Source organism: Arcobacter sp. AHV-9/2010, from assembly GCF_004116575.1.
GTDB classification, from domain to species: Bacteria; Campylobacterota; Campylobacteria; order Campylobacterales; family Arcobacteraceae; genus Aliarcobacter; species Aliarcobacter skirrowii.
On the sequence record NZ_PDKH01000002.1, the window covers coordinates 49,845 to 67,246 of the forward strand.

At 27.1% G+C, this 17,402-nt stretch carries 12 protein-coding genes; 11 read left to right on the top strand and 1 reads right to left on the bottom strand.

The window, feature by feature from the left end; translation table 11 throughout:
- The first annotated feature begins 13 nt into the window (after positions 1-13).
- From brxC to CRU94_RS04050, 11 genes are all read left to right on the top strand, one after another.
- A complete protein-coding gene (gene brxC, locus CRU94_RS03995; protein WP_129105531.1) occupies positions 14-3,502 on the top strand; it encodes a BREX system P-loop protein BrxC in 3,489 nt (1,162 codons plus the stop codon).
- Between the two features lie 8 nt (positions 3,503-3,510).
- Entirely contained in the window at positions 3,511-5,190 is a 1,680-nt protein-coding gene (locus tag CRU94_RS04000; protein WP_129105532.1) for an Eco57I restriction-modification methylase domain-containing protein, read from the top strand.
- A gap of 52 nt (positions 5,191-5,242) precedes the next feature.
- Positions 5,243-5,620 (top strand): hypothetical protein, encoded by a 378-nt coding sequence (locus CRU94_RS04005; RefSeq protein WP_129105533.1) that lies wholly within the window; start codon positions 5,243-5,245, stop codon positions 5,618-5,620.
- The gene (locus CRU94_RS04010) at positions 5,610-6,062 is read left to right on the top strand and encodes a super-infection exclusion protein B (RefSeq protein WP_129105534.1); all 453 of its coding nucleotides are present in this window, start codon (positions 5,610-5,612) and stop codon (positions 6,060-6,062) included. Before CRU94_RS04005 ends, CRU94_RS04010 begins: the two co-directional genes overlap by 11 nt.
- A 70-nt stretch (positions 6,063-6,132) precedes the next feature.
- Positions 6,133-7,065 carry a PDDEXK nuclease domain-containing protein gene (locus tag CRU94_RS04015; protein WP_258237385.1) on the top strand — a complete coding sequence of 311 codons (933 nt, stop codon included), beginning with the start codon at positions 6,133-6,135 and terminating at the stop codon, positions 7,063-7,065.
- Complete coding sequence (gene pglX, locus CRU94_RS04020; protein ID WP_129105535.1) at positions 7,066-8,772, top strand: BREX-1 system adenine-specific DNA-methyltransferase PglX; 1,707 nt, start codon at positions 7,066-7,068, stop codon at positions 8,770-8,772.
- Between the two features lie 96 nt (positions 8,773-8,868).
- On the top strand, positions 8,869-9,585 hold the full coding sequence (locus CRU94_RS04025) for a DUF6088 family protein (RefSeq protein ID WP_129105536.1): 717 nt from the start codon (positions 8,869-8,871) through the stop codon (positions 9,583-9,585).
- Positions 9,582-10,547: a nucleotidyl transferase AbiEii/AbiGii toxin family protein gene (locus CRU94_RS04030; protein WP_129105537.1), complete on the top strand. Its 966-nt coding sequence runs from the start codon at positions 9,582-9,584 to the stop codon at positions 10,545-10,547. The genes CRU94_RS04025 and CRU94_RS04030 overlap by 4 nt, the downstream gene beginning before the upstream one ends.
- 1 nt (position 10,548) lies before the next feature.
- Complete coding sequence (gene pglZ, locus CRU94_RS04035) at positions 10,549-13,020, top strand: BREX-1 system phosphatase PglZ type A (RefSeq protein WP_129105538.1); 2,472 nt, start codon at positions 10,549-10,551, stop codon at positions 13,018-13,020.
- Positions 13,021-13,032: 12 nt separating this feature from the next.
- Positions 13,033-15,057 carry a protease Lon-related BREX system protein BrxL gene (brxL, locus tag CRU94_RS04040; RefSeq protein ID WP_258237386.1) on the top strand — a complete coding sequence of 675 codons (2,025 nt, stop codon included), beginning with the start codon at positions 13,033-13,035 and terminating at the stop codon, positions 15,055-15,057.
- 217 nt (positions 15,058-15,274) lie between these two features.
- Positions 15,275-16,519 (top strand): BaiN/RdsA family NAD(P)/FAD-dependent oxidoreductase, encoded by a 1,245-nt coding sequence (locus CRU94_RS04050; protein WP_129105540.1) that lies wholly within the window; start codon positions 15,275-15,277, stop codon positions 16,517-16,519.
- Here the strand turns inward: CRU94_RS04050 and CRU94_RS04055 are convergent.
- Positions 16,477-17,304 (bottom strand): hypothetical protein, encoded by an 828-nt coding sequence (locus CRU94_RS04055; protein ID WP_129105541.1) that lies wholly within the window; start codon positions 17,302-17,304, stop codon positions 16,477-16,479. The two genes, CRU94_RS04050 and CRU94_RS04055, sit on opposite strands and share 43 nt — an antisense overlap.
- Positions 17,305-17,402 lie beyond the last annotated feature (98 nt).

Consider the following 17,402-nt stretch of genomic DNA (forward strand, 5'->3'; position numbering starts at 1 on the left):
GGGGAAACAAAAAATGATTAAAGATATTTTCAAAAAAGATATAAATAGGAATATAGCTGGTGTTATTATGGCTGATAACACGACAGATGAAGCTGTATTTCAAGAAGTTGATGAGTATGTAATCACAAAGGATTTATCTAAAAAGCTAGATGAATTTTTTGAAGTTTATAGTTCAACAATTGGAAAACCTACTGAAAATATAGGAGTTTGGATAAGTGGTTTTTTTGGAAGTGGTAAATCTCACTTATTAAAAATATTATCTTATATACTTTCAAATCAAAGAATACACTCTGATTTAATTGGTGAACTATTTATTCAAAAAATAGGACAAGAAGATTTTGAATTAAAAAATAATATAGAGAAAGCTTTAAAAGTACCTGCACATTCAATTTTGTTTAATATTGACCAAAAAGCTGAAAATAGCGGTAAAAACAATGATGATGCAATACTTGCTGTTTTTATGAAAGTTTTTAATGAAATGAGAGGATATTATCCAAAGTTTGGCTACATTGCTAAATTTGAGAGCGACTTAGATAAACAAGGATTATTTGAAGATTTTAAATCTAAATTTAAAACATATAGTGGAGAAAATTGGGAAACAGGAAGAGAAACTATTCATTTAGAAATTGATAGCGTTGCTCAAGCTTTGAGTGAAGTTAAGGGGATATCTATTGAAAGTGCAAGTGATACTATTGATAAATATGAAGAGAATTACTCTTTATCTATTGAAGAGTTTGCAAATGAAGTAAAAGAGTATATTAGTAAACAAGAGCCAAATTATAGACTAATTTTTTGTGTAGATGAAGTTGGTCAATTTATTGGTGATAACACAAAACTTATGCTCAATCTTCAAACAATAGTTGAGACACTTTCAACAGTTTGTAAAGGACAAGCTTGGGTAATTGTTACATCTCAAAGTGCAGTAAGTGATCTTGTTGCAAATCAAAAATCAACAGAATTTGACTTCTCAAAAATTATGGGAAGATTTAAAGTAAAGCTAAATCTAACAAGTCAAAATGCAAATGAAGTTATTCAAAAAAGACTTTTAGCTAAAAAAGATGAATCGGCTTCTGATTTAGCATCATTGTATGGAAAAGTTCAAAACTCTTTAAAATCAATAATTCATTTTAGTGATAGAGAAAAAAGATATAAATCTTATGCTACATCCGATGAATTTGCTAGTATTTATCCCTTTGTGCCATACCAAATGGATTTGTTTCAATCTTGTATTATGGGATTATCAAGAAATAACTCTTTTCAAGGAAAGCATCAATCTATTGGTGAAAGAAGTATGCTAGATGTTGTTCAAAATGTAACTATTAAAGTTAGTGAAGACAGCATAGGTACTATTGCTACATTTGATAGATTTTTCGATGGATTAAGTTCAACTATTAGAGGTGAGTTACAAGCACAAATAAATCAAGCAATCAACTCATTAGGAGCAAATAGCTTAGAGGTAAAAATTTTAAAGATTTTATTTATGCTTAAATATGTAAAAGAGTTTAATCCAAATATAGACAACATCACTACACTTCTTGTAAATAGTGTTGATTGTGATATAAGTGATTTAAAAAAGCGAATTAATCAATCTCTTATAATATTAATTGAAAATGTTTTTATTCAAAAAATCGGTGATATTTATGAGTATCTAACAGATGTTGAGAAAGATATAGAAAATGAGATTAAAGCAATCTCTATTGAACAAAGAGAAGTTACTGCTGAGCTAATTAAGTGGGTTTATGATGATATTTTAAGAACAAATAAAGTTAGATGTGAGCTAAACAAGCAAGATTATATATTTGCTAGAAAAATAGATGATACTTTAGTAAAAGGCAAAGATGAAGAGATAGTATTAAACATTATTACACCACTTGTAAGCGATGAATACAAAGAGGAGAGGCTTCTTGCAAAATCAATTGGTGATAGAGATATAATAGTTTATTTAGAGCCAAATTTTACTTTTATAAAAGATTTAGAGCTGTATGCAAAAACTCAAAAGTTTATTCCTCAAAAACAAAATGGTAATCTAACAGATACTGAAAGAGCTTTATTAATGAATAAAGCAAGTGATAACAACAAAAGAAGAGATAATCTTTTAGATTCACTAAAAGAGATGTTTTCAAATGCAAAAATATATTTTAATGGTTCAATTTTAGATATAAAATCAAGTGACCCAAAACTTTTAATAGACAAAGCATTAAATGTTGCAATTCCTGTTGTTTATCCAAATATAGCTATGTTAAACAAGATTTATAATGAAACAGATATAAAAACTATTTTAATGCAAAGTGATGATTTATTAACAGGTAGCGATGATGCACTAAATGAAGCAGAAAATGAGATATTTAACTATTTAAAAAGACAAAAAGCATCACATCAAAATGTAACTGTTTCAAAACTTTTAGAGCAATATAGTATTAAACCATACGGATGGTATCAAAGTGCAATTTTATGTTTATTAGCTTCTATGTTTATGAAAAAAAGAGTTGATTTAAAAAGAAGTTCTAATCCTTTAACAAAACAAGAGATATTGTCTATTTTAAGCAATAACCGAGAGCAATCAAATATTATTGTGGCAATTGTAGAAAAGATTGATGATAAAGATATTAAAGCTGCAAAAGATATTTTAAAAGAGTTCTTCCCAAATGGAAACTTTACATCTACAAGTGCAAGAGAAATAATAGAGTTAGCAAATAAAGAGTATGAAAAAACTATATCAAAACTAAACTCATTTTTATCTCATCCCTATTCATTTAAAGATAGTTTCAAAGAAGCTATTGAAAAAATAAAAGTTTATGAAAAACTAGATTATGATAATTTTTTTATAGATATAAAAAAATATGAAGATAAATTGCTAGATTTAAAAGAAGATTTATTGGATTCATTGTTTGAATTTATGGAGGGTGATAAAAGAAAAATCTATGATGAAATAGCTTTATTTATCTCTACAAATAAAGATAATTTATATCATATAAAAGATGAAAGAATAAATGATTTATATGCTTTAATGAAAGATTTAGAACCATATAAAGGAAACAAAGTTCAAGCTGCTAAAACTTCACTAAAAGCAATTGAAGAGCAACTAAATCCAATGATAGATTCAGTTAGAACAAAAGCATTAGTAAAAGTAGATGAACTAATAGCCAAAATCCAATCACTTGAATCATTTTCAAAAATTCAAGGTGACAAAAGTTCGGTTATAAAACCACTACAAGCTATAAAATTAAGTTGTGAAAACTCAAACAATATTGACTTTATAAATCAAAGAGTAAATAGTGAAAGCTTAGAAAAAGCATTTGACAATGCAAATGAAAAGATTTTAGAACTATTACCAACTGAACATAAAGAAAATATACCTCAAAAAGCAAGAACTAGATTTGATAAAATCAAACCAAAAGATAAATACACTCTTGAAACAGTAAGTGATGTAGAAGAGTTTATAAATGAACTAAAATCAAAAATGCTTGAAGAGATAAATAGTGGTAGAGAGATTACATTATAGGAAAGAGTATGAACAAATCAGTATTAAAAAAATTTGCAATAGATATTAGAATTGAGCTATTAAGTTTAGTAAAAACAAAAGTAGATTACTTTTTAAAGCTTGATATTTCAAATCTTCCTATTGAGTATAAATCTTATGAATCATCTATAAAAGAGATTATAAACAGATGTAATAGTGCTGAAAAATTAGATAAATCAAAATATGAAGATTTTATAGAAGAGGTTTCATATACTTGGTTTAATAGATTTGTAGCTTTGAGATTTATGGATGTAAATGATATTACAGATACAAAAGTAATATCACCACTTGAAGGGCATACTGCACCTGAAATATTCACAGAAGCAAAATCAGGAAATATTAGTGAAGATTTAAACATAGATAGAACGCATTTTTTTAATATCTTAGATAAAAAAGTAGATAGTAAAGATAGTGATAATGAATGTTTTAGAATGTTGTTAATTGCTGTATGTAACTACTATTCTGAAATTATGCCTTTTATGTTTGAATCAATATCTGATTATACGGAGCTTTTATTACCAGAGGATTTACTCTCATCAAACTCTTTAAGAGCAAAAGTAGTTGAAGGAATGCATGAAGATGATTGCAAAGATATTGAAGTAATAGGATGGTTGTATCAGTTTTATATATCTGAAAAAAAAGATGATGTATTTCTTAAATTAAAGAAAAATATAAAAATAACACCATCAAATATTCCAGCTGCAACACAACTGTTTACTCCAAACTGGATTGTAAAATATATGGTTGAAAACTCACTTGGGAAACTATGGATGCTAAATCACCCAAACTCATCTTTAAAGAAAAGTATGAAGTATTATATAGAAGAAGATACTCCATCAACTACATTTTTAAAAATCTCAACACCACAAGAATTAAGCTTAATAGATCCATGTTGTGGAAGTGGGCATGTACTAACTTATGCTTTTGATTTATTGACTTTGATATACGAAGAAGAGGGTTATAGTAAAAGTGAAATCCCAACACTTATTTTAGAAAACAATCTTTTTGGATGTGATATAGACAAAAGAGCAGCAACTTTAGCAAACTTTGCACTTACAATGAAAGCAAGACTTTATCATAGAAGATTTTTCAAAAAACCAACAAAAGCAAATGTACTAGAACTTCAAGAGTTTGGAAATAGTTTTAAAGGAATAAAAAACTATGGTTCTCTTTTAACTCCAAGTGAAGAGGATATGAAAGAAGAAGATGGAATCTTTGGATATACAAATGAAGAGTTTAAACTACAAACAAAAATTTTAAGTAGTCAATTTTCATGCGTAGTTACAAACCCACCATATATGGGTGGTAAGGGAATGAATAAAGAGTTAGGGGAATTTGTGAAGAAAAACTATCCTGATAGTAAATCAGACCTTTTTGCTGTGTTTATGGAAAGAGGATTTGAAATTACAAAAGACCTAGGTTATATGGCAATGATTACAATGCAGTCTTGGATGTTTTTAAGTTCTTATGAAAAAATGAGAGAAAAATTACTTAAGAATTACTCAATTACAACAATGATACATCTTGACAATATGGTTATGGGAATTGCTTTTGGAACAGCAGCAACGGTATTCAATAAAAAGAAACCTGATTCAAAAACAAAAGGCATTTATTTTAAAATAAACCTTGATGATTTAGATGAGAATAGAGAAATTAGAGGTTTAAGATGATTGGTGGAGAGGTTGTTCAAAGTGTTGCGTTTGTTTTGGAAAAAGGTGAATAATGGAAGCAAACGATTGGCATAAAAAAGAAACATATAAATCTTTAATTCATTATGGAACAAGTTCCATAAAGTTTGTATTTTTAGTAAACAGTGGAGCTATTATAGCCTTGTTGACTTTTTTAGGTACTTTATTAGAAAAAAATTCTTTAATTAATACAGATATAAAGTTTGCTTTTTACTATTTTGTTGGAGGCATTGTATCAAGTGGAATTGCAACAACTTTTGCATATCTAACTCAGTTAAAACTATATAATGAAAGTAAACATCAGGTTTTTTTATATATTTCTATGTTTTTTGTTTTGATCGGAATAGTATTGTTTTGTTTAGGTTCTTTATCTGCAATAGAATCTTTAATAGGATGTATCCATGAATTATAGTAGTAATTTAACACAATTTTTAAAATTTATAACAAAAAATCAAAAAGTTGCATTTTCATCTTTTATTGGGTTATTTTTTTATTGGATTACAAGTTCTATTATTCTTTCCATCTTAATATTTTTATTTGTTTTAATCATTTATGATTTTTCATGGTCAAAATATAAATCCTATAAAATAAAAAAACAAGAAGTAGCCATACTCAGAAATTTAACAAAAGAACAATTAAATATTGTCAAACTATTTGTTGAAGAAGACTTATTGACAATTGAGTTTAACTATGAAAGTCAAGATTTAGAAAGACTTTGTGACAAAAATATTTTAAGTTTGAGAACAGCAAGTTCTAGGGATATTTATCCAAATAAAATAAGAGATAAATATGAAATAAATAAAACTATATTTGATTTTGCAAAAGAAAACTACAAATCAATATTTGGAGAATAAATAATGGCAACATACATAAGACTAACAGACTACAAAGATAATGACAGCAAAGAACAAGGTTTTTTTAAGAGTGAAAACAGATATGAATAAATTAACCCCGAACCAAAACCTTTTCAAGCATATAAAAAATCTAATAGAGCAAACCAAACAAAATGTTGCAGTTGCTGTAAATAGTTCAATGACTTTGATGTATTGGAATATAGGAAAAACCATAAATGATGAAATTCTTGAAAATCAAAGAGCTGAATATGGAAAAGAGATTATTGCCACACTGTCGCAACAATTGAGTTGGTCTCATTTTAGAGAGCTTATACCCCTTCAAGATAAGCTAAAAATAGAGTTTTATGCCCAAATGTCGATAGTTCAAAAGTGGGGTGTGCGAACTCTAAGAGAGCGAATTGATTCGATGTTATTTGAACGAACAGCTCTTTCAAAAAAGCCAGATGAACTTATAAAGTTTGAGCTTGAAAATATACAAAAAGAAAATTTTTCAAAAGATGTTATTTTTAAAGACCCATATTTTCTTGATTTCTTAGAACTAAACGATAGGTATTTGGAAAAAGACCTTGAAGATGCGATTTTAAGAAGTATAGAGCATTTTATATTTGAGCTTGGAGTTGGATTTAGTTTTGTTGCAAGGCAAAAAAGAATTATCATTGATGGAGAAGATTTTAAAATTGATTTACTTTTTTACAACCGTAAACTCAAAAGACTTGTAGCTATTGATCTAAAACTTGGAAAATTTAAAGCTGAATACAAAGGGCAAATGGAACTATATCTAAGATGGCTTTCAAAATATGAAAAAGAAGAAGGTGAAAATGAACCTCTTGGAATCATCCTTTGTGCTGATAAAAAAGAGGAGCAAATAGAACTACTTGAACTTGAACAAAGTGGCATACATGTAGCTCAGTATCTTACCGTCCTTCCATCAAAAGAGATACTTCAACAAAAACTACATAATGCAATACAGAGTGCAAAAGCAAAATATTTGGAGAAAAACTAAATGGCAACATACATAAGATTAACAGACTACAAAGATAGTGATAGCAAAGAGGAAGGGTTTTTTAAACCTGAAAATAGATATGAAGCGAAGCAGGAGGATTTTCCTAAGATTCCTGGGAGTCCGATTGCTTATTGGGTGAGTAATAGAGTTAAGGAGATTTTTGATAATACTAAGATTAAAGAATTAGCGAATGCAAAGATGGGATTAACTACTTGTAATAATGAATTATTTGTTAGATATTGGAGTGAAGTTGACTTTATAAAAACTAATTTTAAATGGTTTTATTATAATAAAGCAGGCGGTATGAGAAAATGGTATGGAAATAATGATTATCTTGTTAATTGGGAAAACGATGGTTTGGAAATACATAAATATTCTAATGTTCCATTATCATTTAATGGAGCCCCTGTCAGAGCAAAGCAATATTATTTTAGAGAATGCGCATCATGGGGACTTGTTTCATCTGCAGATTTCAATGCACGCTATTATCCTCATGGATATATTTTTGATGTAGGTGCAAATGCAGTTTTCGCTGAAGATGTTACCTATTATCTTGCTTTTTTTAATACGTATATTGCAAATAATCTATTGAAAATACTAAATCCTACATTAAATTATAGTTGTGGTGTAATTGCTGAGTTACCAATAATATTCCCAAAACAAGAATCCACAAAACAAACAATCGAAACCCTCACTCAACAAAACATAGACATCTCAAAAGAAGAATGGGACAGCAGAGAAACATCATGGGATTTCACAAAAAATGAACTTTTAAAACATAAATCAGATTCAAAAATAGAAACTGCATACAATAACTTTTGTAAATATTGGAGCGAAAAGTTTTATAAACTTCACGCCAACGAAGAGGAGTTAAACCGTCTCTTTATAGATATATATGAACTCCAAGATGAACTCACACCAGATGTAGAACTCAAAGATATAACGATACTTAAAAGTGAAACAAAAATAGTTGATGATAAGCTAGTATTTCAAGCAGATGAGATTATGAAACAGTTTATATCTTATGCTGTTGGTGTGATGTTTGGAAGATACTCTTTAGACAGCAATGGATTAGTTGTAGCAAATCTAAATCAAGACTACCCAAAAGATACTACTTTTGAAATAGATGATGATAATGTTATTCCAGTACTTGAAGATGATTATTTTAGTGATGATATTGCAAGTCGTGTAGTGAACTTTGTAAAAACTACATTTGGAGCTGAAAATCTAAATGAAAATATTAATTTCATAGAAAAGTGCTTGGGTAAAACTATTAGAGTTTATATGGTAAAAGATTTTTATGAAGATCATTTAAAAAGATATAAAAAAAGACCAATTTACTGGATGGTTTCAAGTCCTAAAAAAGCTTTTATGAGTTTAAGTTATATGCATAGATACCAAAGTGATATTTTTGCAAGAGTTCAAAATAACTACTTAAGAGAATACACACTTAAGTTAGAGGGTACAAAAGATATTTTAAAACAGATCATTTTAGATGAATCATCTTCAAATAAAGATAAAAAAGATGCAGATAAAAAAATCAAAGATATAGAGAATAAATTAAAAGAGTTAATCTCTTTTGATAGAGATGTTCTTACATCTTTTGCCCAAAATAGAGTTGATATTGACTTAGATGATGGTGTAAAAGTAAATTATAATAAATTTAAAGATGTACTTTATGTTATCAAAGGATTGGATAAAGAGTAATTATTAAATATTACTTAAAATAAAATGTTTTTTATTTGAAAAACATTTCAAAATATTGTATAATAACTTTATAAAAAAAAGAAAAGGAGGGTTAAGATGTCAGTAGCAAAGATTACAAGAGATTTTGTATCAGGTTTTGAAGATGCAAAACTATTTACTTATGATGATATACCATGTTTAAATAAAACATCAGTAGCCATTGAACTTAGCCGACTTTTTAAAAAAGGTATTATAAAAAAAGTATCCAATGGTAAATTTTATAAACCAAAAATGAGAATATTTGGAGAAGTAGGACCTAGTTCTAATGATAGAATAAAAAGCTATCTAAAATCAGTTGATGGAAATAGTTATGAAACTGGCTCAAATAGCTTTAGACAATTAGGGCTTACAACACAAATTGCAAATGAAACTACTATTGCAACAAGTAGAGCATATAGAAAAGTAAAAATTGGTAATATAAATTTAAAATTTATACCTAAAAGAGTTGAAGTTAAAGATGATGAAATATATTTAGTACAAATATTAGATGCTATTAAAGATATAAACAAAATTCCAGCAACAACACCAAATGATGTAGTTAAATATTTAAAAGAGATTATAAAAAAAGAATCACTTGAAAACCAAAATAAACTTACAAAGTTTGCTTTAAAATATACTCCAAGAACAAAGGCAATTTTAGGTGCAATTTTTAAAGAAATAGGAAATAAAAATTGTGCTTATGAGTTAAAATCAACACTAAATCCTATGACAAATTATAAATTAAAATTAGAAGAAGATGTTATTAAAGATAGAAAATACTGGAATTTTATATGATATTACATAATGATAAAGAAACTTTTAATGAGCTTATTGAAACAACAGCAGGAGTGCTTGGCATTCCTACTGTTTTTATCGAAAAAGATTATTGGGTAACTTATATTTTAAATAAGTTATCAAAAAGCGATTATAAACAAACTGCAATTTTTAAAGGTGGAACTTCACTTTCCAAAGCATATAAGATAATAGATAGATTTTCAGAAGATATAGATTTAGCTGTAATAACTTATAATATAGATGGAAATGCTGTAAAGAGTTTGATTAAAAACATTGAAAAAGCTTTGTTAGATGAAAACTTTAAAGAAACAAATACACCTCAAACATCAAAAGGTTCAAAGTTTAGAAAAACAGTACATCAATACCCAAAGATAACAGAAGCTGATTTTGGACATGCTAATGAAAATTTAATCATTGAATTAAATTCATTTGCTCAACCACATCCATATATAAGTAAAACTATATCTAGCTATATATATGATTTTTTAAATACTCAAAGCGAAGAAGCAAAAAAATTAATTACTGATTTTCAACTAGAACCATTTGAAGTAAATGTATTGGATTATAAAAGAACATTTTGTGAGAAAATTAGTGCAATAGCAAGAGCTTCACATGAAAGTGATGAGACTTATAGCCAATTAAAATATAAAATTAGACACTTTTACGATATTTATTATTTAATGCAAGAAGATGAAATACAAGTATTTATAGAAAATAATGATATTACACAAATGATAATAAATGTAAGAGAAGATGATCAAAAGCAGTTTAGTGCTGATTGGTCTAATATTAAATTACATACAACTAAAATCTTTCAAGATATCAATATTTTAGATGAATTACATAGTTATTACAATAGTAACTTTAAAACATTAGTTTATTCAGATAATTTACCAAAAATAGAAGATATAAAAATTGTAATAAAAAAATTATCAGCAATATTAAAAGAGAAAGATTTATAGAATGAGTAAAATAGAGCAAAGACTAAATACACTATTTGAAGAGCATAGAATTATCATTTGGTATGATGATGGTGGAAGCTTAAAAGATGAGTTTGATTCATTGGATTTAGAAATTAAAAAACTTGAAATAAACAACAATGAATTTGGAATAAAAGTAAAAGTACTTTATGAAGATAAAGACTCAAGATATTTGATTTATTCAAAAAATGCTGAGCCAAATATGGAAGATAATTGGTTATTGGATATTGAACAAAGTTTTTATAAATTTAGTGCAGATCCAATTTCTATGATAGTTAGTGAGCTTGAACTTGATATTACAAAAAAAGTTTTTATTGGTGAGCATAAGGCATTTTTTAATGCAAAAACTAGATTAGATAAGTATAAATCAATTATTACAGATAAAGATAGTGATGAAGATTTAGTTAATAAAATGATTTCAGTTATTATAAATTGTGATGAAACGATTGAAGATATTTTATTTAAACTAATCTCTAATGAAGATTTAGTGCAAGAACTTGAAAAATATAATCTAACAAAAAAACTTTTAAAACAGTTGAATTTAAAATATAAATATAAAAGTGAAATACTATCTATAAAAGATTTAACATATAAATTTTTGCAAAACCATTTTTATTCATCTATAGATTCTAAAAAATGTGAACTAAATAAAGAGGCAACACTTTTTGTAAAGCATTGGATGGATAGCAATAGACATAAAGAGCTATTTAAAGCAGTATCTTTAAAAGTGCAAAATGAGTTAAATATTCAATCAATAATTTCTAGCTATGAATTATCAAGTGCTATTGAGTGCTCTACTTATGAAGTTTGTGAACAGTTTGTAATATCAAAATTAAGAGATTTAATAGTTAGTTCAAAAATAAATGAAAAAGAGTATGAAAACTACTTTAATAAAAGAGAACATAAATTTTGGTATGAGAAATATGAAAGTATATATAAAACATTCAAATATGCAATAAAACTACACTTTGGTATAAATAATTTCAAAGTTGAAATTTCTAATTTTGAAGATGGAGTAAATAAATATAGTTCTCATTGGTATGAAATAGATTATAACTATAGAAAATTTGTATATTTTTATAATCAAAGTGATCATAAAACAATATTAGAATCTTTAAATATATTAGAAGATGCATATTTAAACTCATATTTAAGAGTTTTAAATGATAAATGGCAAGGTTTTGTAAAAGATTATTCAATATCTTCATCAAATCATCAAAGAAATTTTTATAAATCAAAAGTTCCACAAATAGTTGAAAAAAATCAAAAAGTATTTGTAGTGATAAGTGATGCACTAAGATTTGAGTGTGCAAAAGAGTTATCAAAATTGATATCTTATGAAAATACTGAAAGTAGAAGTTTTAGTGTAAATGAAAGTTATATGATAAGTTCACTTCCTTCATATACACAACTTGGAATGGCTTCTCTTTTGCCAAATAGTGAAGTTGAAATTAAATCAACCGATGATACTGTTTATGTTGATGGAAAATCTTCAAAAGGAAAAGAGGCAAGAACAAAAATTCTTCAAAGTGAAGATATAAATTCAATAGCACTAAACGATGAAGAGTTTTTAAAGTTAAGTAGAGAAAATGGAAGAGAATTAGTTAAATCAAACAATATAATTTATATTTATCACAATCAAATAGATGCAACTGGAGATGATCCAATTACAGAAGAGAAAGTATTTGATGCTGTTGAAAGTAGTTTTGCAACATTAATAAAAATAGTAAAACAAGTAATAAATTTAAATGGAACAAATATATTTATTACAGCTGATCATGGATTTGTTTATACAAACAAACCAACACAAGATAGTGAGTTTTGTAAAATAGATACTACATTTATGGAAACTTCAAAAGTAAATAGAAGATTTATAATAGGTAAAAATTTAGAAGAAAATAGTTGTACTCAAAAATTCAGTTCAAAAGAGCTAGGAATAAATGGAGATAATGATTTTTTAATTACAAAATCAATTAATAAGATTAGAAAACAAGGTGGAGGAAATAGGTTCGTTCATGGAGGAGCAACTTTACAAGAGTTAGTAATTCCTTTGCTTGAAATTAAATATCATAGAAAAAATATGATTAGTGAAGTTGAAGCTACAATAATGCCAATTTCAACAATTACCACAAATTATGTAAATGTATCGGTATATCAAGAAGAAGCTATAAGTGAAAGAATTAAGCCAATTACTATTAGTTGTGGATTTTATAGTGAAGATGGAATTGAACTTAGTGATAAACATAAAATTACTTTAAATAGTAGTGATGATGAGAACAGAAATAGAGAAAATAAGTTAAGGTTTACTTTTAAAGAGATTTCAAATAAATATAGTGGGAAATTTATTAAATTTGTAATGAAAAAAGTGATTGAAAATAGTAGTGAAGAACCTATTTATAAAACTTATGATGTTAAACTACAATTAGCTTTCTTTAATGATTTTGATGAGTTTTAAAGGGGATATATTATGGGATTAAATGAAAAATTAAATGAAGTGTATGCAGGACTTGTTGTAAGAAAAGATTTAACAAAATCTATAAAAGATGGTGCAAATGTTCCTATTTATGTGCTTGAATATTTGCTTGGAATGTATTGTGCAACAGACAATGAAGAACAAATAGTTGAAGGTGTACAAAAAGTAAAAGATATTTTGGCAAAAAACTATGTAAGACCTGATGAAGCTGAAATTATAAAATCAAGAATTAAAGAGCAGGGTAGATATAAAATTATTGATAAAGTTAGTGTAAAACTAAATGAAAATAAAGATATTTATGAAGCAGAATTTTCTAATTTAGGAATTAAAAATATTTTTATTGATAAAGAGCATGTTATTAATTACCAAAAGCTTTTAGCAGGTGGTATTTGGTGTATTATGACACTAGAATATTTTAGTGATGAAAACTCAAAAAGTAGCCCATTTATAATTCAAAACTTAAAACCTATTCAAATGCCAAATATGGATTTTGAATCATTTCTAGAAAATAGAAAGCATTTTTCAAAAGATGAGTGGATTGATGTTTTAATAAGATCAACTGGAATGGAACCAACACATTTAGATGATAAAACAAGATGGCACTTATTAGCAAGACTCATTCCTTTTGTAGAAAATAATTACAATATGTGTGAACTAGGACCAAGAGGAACTGGAAAATCATTTGTTTATAAAGAGATCTCACCAAACTCTATACTTGTATCAGGTGGTCAAACAACAGTTGCTAATCTTTTTTATAATATGGGTAGTAGAACGATGGGACTAGTAGGTCTTTGGGATATAGTTGCATTTGATGAAGTTGCTGGTATTAGATTCAAAGATAAAGATGGTGTCCAAATAATGAAAGACTATATGGAAAGCGGTTCATTTGCAAGAGGAAAAGAGCAAAAAATAGCAAAAGCTTCTATGATATTTGTAGGAAATATTGACGGAAGTATAGAAAATATTGTTAAAACTTCACATCTTTTAAGTCCATTTCCAAAAGAGATGATAGATACTGCATTTTTTGATAGATTTCATCACTATTTACCAGGTTGGGAAGTTCCAAAAATGAGACCAGAGTTTTTTACAAATGAGTATGGATTTATTACTGATTTTATGGCTGAATGGATGAGAGAACTTCAGAAATATAACTTTTCTAATGCTATTGATAAATATTTTAAACTAGGAAGAGATTTAAACCAAAGAGATACAAAAGCTGTCAAAAAAACAGTTAGTGGACTATTAAAACTTCTATTTCCTGATGAGAGTTATACAAAAGAAGATGTAAGAGTTGCACTTGAATATGCACTTGTTGGTAGAAGAAGAATAAAAGAACAACTAAAAAAAATTGGTGGTATGGAATTTTATGATGTAAATTTCTCATACATTGATTTAGAAAATAGTGATGAAATTAGAATTAATGTTCCTGAAAGTGGTGGTAAAAGTTTAATTCCTGAAGGAACTTTACCAAACGGGTCTATTTATGCAGTTGCTACTAATCCAGACACTTCACATAAAGGGCTTTTTAGATTTGATTTACAAGTTATGTCTGGTACAGGTAAGTTTGATAGTGCAGGTTTTAGTAGCTCAAGTGAGATAAAAGAAGAGATTAAAGAGGCTTCAAATTATATTCAAGCTAATTTAACTAGAATAAGTGCAAGTGCAAAATATAAAGAGAATGATTACTATTTAAAAGCTACAGATTTAAATGGAATTGGAAAATCAAAAGGAATTTCTTTGGCTGTATTTATATCTTTGTGCAGTGGAATTTTAGAAAGACCAATTCAATCACAAACAGTAATATTGGGTTCTTTTAGTATTGGTGGAAGTGTAATAGCAACAGAATCACTACCTGATGCACTGCAAATTGCAAGTGATGCAGGTGCTAAAAAAGTTTTAATACCAGTTGTTGATATGGTTCACATAGGAAAAGTTCCACCTGAATTATTAAGTAAATTTCAATTATTAATATATTCAGATCCTATTGATGCTGTTTTTAAAGCTATAGGAGTAAACTAGTATAAATAACTAGTTTATTGGGGTCATTCCAAGTTAAATTAAGTCAAGATACAATCATTATACAAAAAGTTAAAATGGAGAAAAAGAAATAACAGTTTTAAAGATTAAAAGAACAAGAGTTAAAACAATTAGGTTGGGATATTAGAAGAAATCTTAAAAAAATAAACTACAAAATCCAAAGTTTAAAAGAGCAAGAAGAGGATATAAAGAGGTTAAAATGATACACGATTTAATAGTTTTAGGAGCTGGTCCTGCTGGAATATTTGCAACTATTAGTGCTGCAAAAGAGGGCAAAAAGGTGTTGTTGCTAGAAAAGATGCCACAAATTGCACTAAAACTAAAAGCAACAGGTGGTGGCAAATGCAATCTTACAAATACCTTATCACCTTTGGAGTTTATTGAGAAGTTTGGAAAAAATGGCAGATTTATAAAAGATGCTCTTGATGAGTTTTCAAGAGATGATTTGCTAGGTTTTTTTGCTTCAATTGGAGTTCCTACAATTGCTAAAGATGGATTTAGAATTTTTCCTATAAATCATAGTTCAACACTTATTTTAGAAGCTTTATCAAAAGAACTTCAAAGATTAGATGTAGAGTTTAAAACATCAATAAATATTGAGAAAGTAGAAAAAATAGATGATATTTTTGAACTAAAAAGCAAAGATATTATCTACAAAGCCAGAAATTTAGTTTTAGCAACTGGAGGTTTAGGTTATCCAACTTTAGGAGCAACTGGAGATGGATATAGCTTTGCTTCATCTTTTGGACATAAAATCACACAAACCTCTCCAGCTATGATGCCACTTTTTACAAAAGAGAAAAATTTTGGCTCTTGCAAGGCTGATACAATTGCAAAAGCTATTTTAAAAGTAGATATAAAAAAGTATAAAAACCTAAAAATAAGTGGAGATTTGATATTTACAAAAGATGGGCTTAGAGGTCCAGTTATTTTAGATTTTGCAAGAGAGATAACTCCAATTTTAAGTTCACATAGTGAAGTTCCACTTTTAATAAATTTTTTAAAAGGTAAAAATGAAGAGGAGATTTATAAACATCTAAAAGATGAGATATCAAAAAATCCCCAAGATAATATTTTACAAAATTTAGAGACTCTACTAGCAAGTAGTGTTGCAAATGAGATTTTAAATATTTGCGATATAAAAGCAGATTTAAGATTTAAACAAATAGAGGGGTTTAAAAGAGAAAAACTAATAAAAACTCTAGCTTGGACACCTTTTACAGTTATTGGTCACGATGGCTTTAGACAAGCTATGATTACAAGAGGTGGAGTTAGCATAAAAGAGATTGATTCAAAAACTATGGAGAGTAAAATTATAAAAGGTCTATACTTTTGTGGAGAGCTTGTAGATATTGATGGTCCTTGTGGTGGATACAATCTTCAATGGGCTTTTTCAAGCGGTTATTTGGCTGGAAAATTAAAAAGTTTTTTTAATAAAATATAAAAAACAAATAGATAAAAAATAGGCAAAAATATAGTTTGAAATATAAATACAATAATCAAATCAACTATATTATCGCTTGAACTATCAACAGCATTTTTATACTCATCTACCTTTTTTTCATAAAAAGTCATATCAAATTTTTGTCTAAATTTTTCAAAAAAACCACTCTCTTTCTCTTCCACTGATTCAATATTTATTTTACTTATCTCATCTTTTGTATTTAAAATAGTCTCATTTAGCTCTTCAATATTGTATTGGGGTTTTATAAAGTAGTCATAACTATACTGATTTAAGTATGCAACAAATGGAATTGAAAATCTTAAAAATAGCAAAACAAGTGTTAATCTAAGAGCGATATTTTTAATATTTTCTCTATTTTTAAATTTTAAAAATAAAAATATATTAAAAACCACAATAGAGACTATAAAAGTAAGATTGAAAAAATCATTTGATACAAAATTTAATAATATTTTTTGAATCCCAAGAGATACTAAACTAGCTAACATTATAAGTGAAAATTGCTCTACTAAATCATTTATAGGATCAAGTACCTCTCCAATAGCAACAACTACAAATGGAAGATTAATCTCTGTTCCTTGAGCCAAAGATATAACTGCATTTAGTGCTTTTGCACTTCCAAATACAATTAAAGCTTGATTAAAAGATCTGTCTATAACATCTTTTGCACTATCATTTACAACAACACTGCTTGAAGCAAAAATAATAAAAATTGATAAGATCAAAATAGATATTTTGCCAAAATTATTAAATATAAAAGTTTTCATAAAGCGGATTATACAAAATAAAAATCAATATTCAAAATAGTTTTTATTAAGCTTGATAGCAAATTAATAATTTACTAGAAATTAAAAAAAATATACTA

Coding starts and splice junctions, on each gene's coding strand:
- pglX (WP_129105535.1), top strand. CDS start 7,066: ATGGCAACATACATAAGATTAACAGACTACAAAGATAGTGATAGCAAA.
- CRU94_RS04025 (WP_129105536.1), top strand. CDS start 8,869: ATGTCAGTAGCAAAGATTACAAGAGATTTTGTATCAGGTTTTGAAGAT.
- CRU94_RS04055 (WP_129105541.1), bottom strand. CDS start 17,304: ATGAAAACTTTTATATTTAATAATTTTGGCAAAATATCTATTTTGATC.
- CRU94_RS04010 (WP_129105534.1), top strand. CDS start 5,610: ATGAATTATAGTAGTAATTTAACACAATTTTTAAAATTTATAACAAAA.
- brxC (WP_129105531.1), top strand. CDS start 14: ATGATTAAAGATATTTTCAAAAAAGATATAAATAGGAATATAGCTGGT.
- CRU94_RS04005 (WP_129105533.1), top strand. CDS start 5,243: ATGGAAGCAAACGATTGGCATAAAAAAGAAACATATAAATCTTTAATT.
- pglZ (WP_129105538.1), top strand. CDS start 10,549: ATGAGTAAAATAGAGCAAAGACTAAATACACTATTTGAAGAGCATAGA.
- CRU94_RS04030 (WP_129105537.1), top strand. CDS start 9,582: ATGATATTACATAATGATAAAGAAACTTTTAATGAGCTTATTGAAACA.
- brxL (WP_258237386.1), top strand. CDS start 13,033: ATGGGATTAAATGAAAAATTAAATGAAGTGTATGCAGGACTTGTTGTA.
- CRU94_RS04050 (WP_129105540.1), top strand. CDS start 15,275: ATGATACACGATTTAATAGTTTTAGGAGCTGGTCCTGCTGGAATATTT.
- CRU94_RS04000 (WP_129105532.1), top strand. CDS start 3,511: ATGAACAAATCAGTATTAAAAAAATTTGCAATAGATATTAGAATTGAG.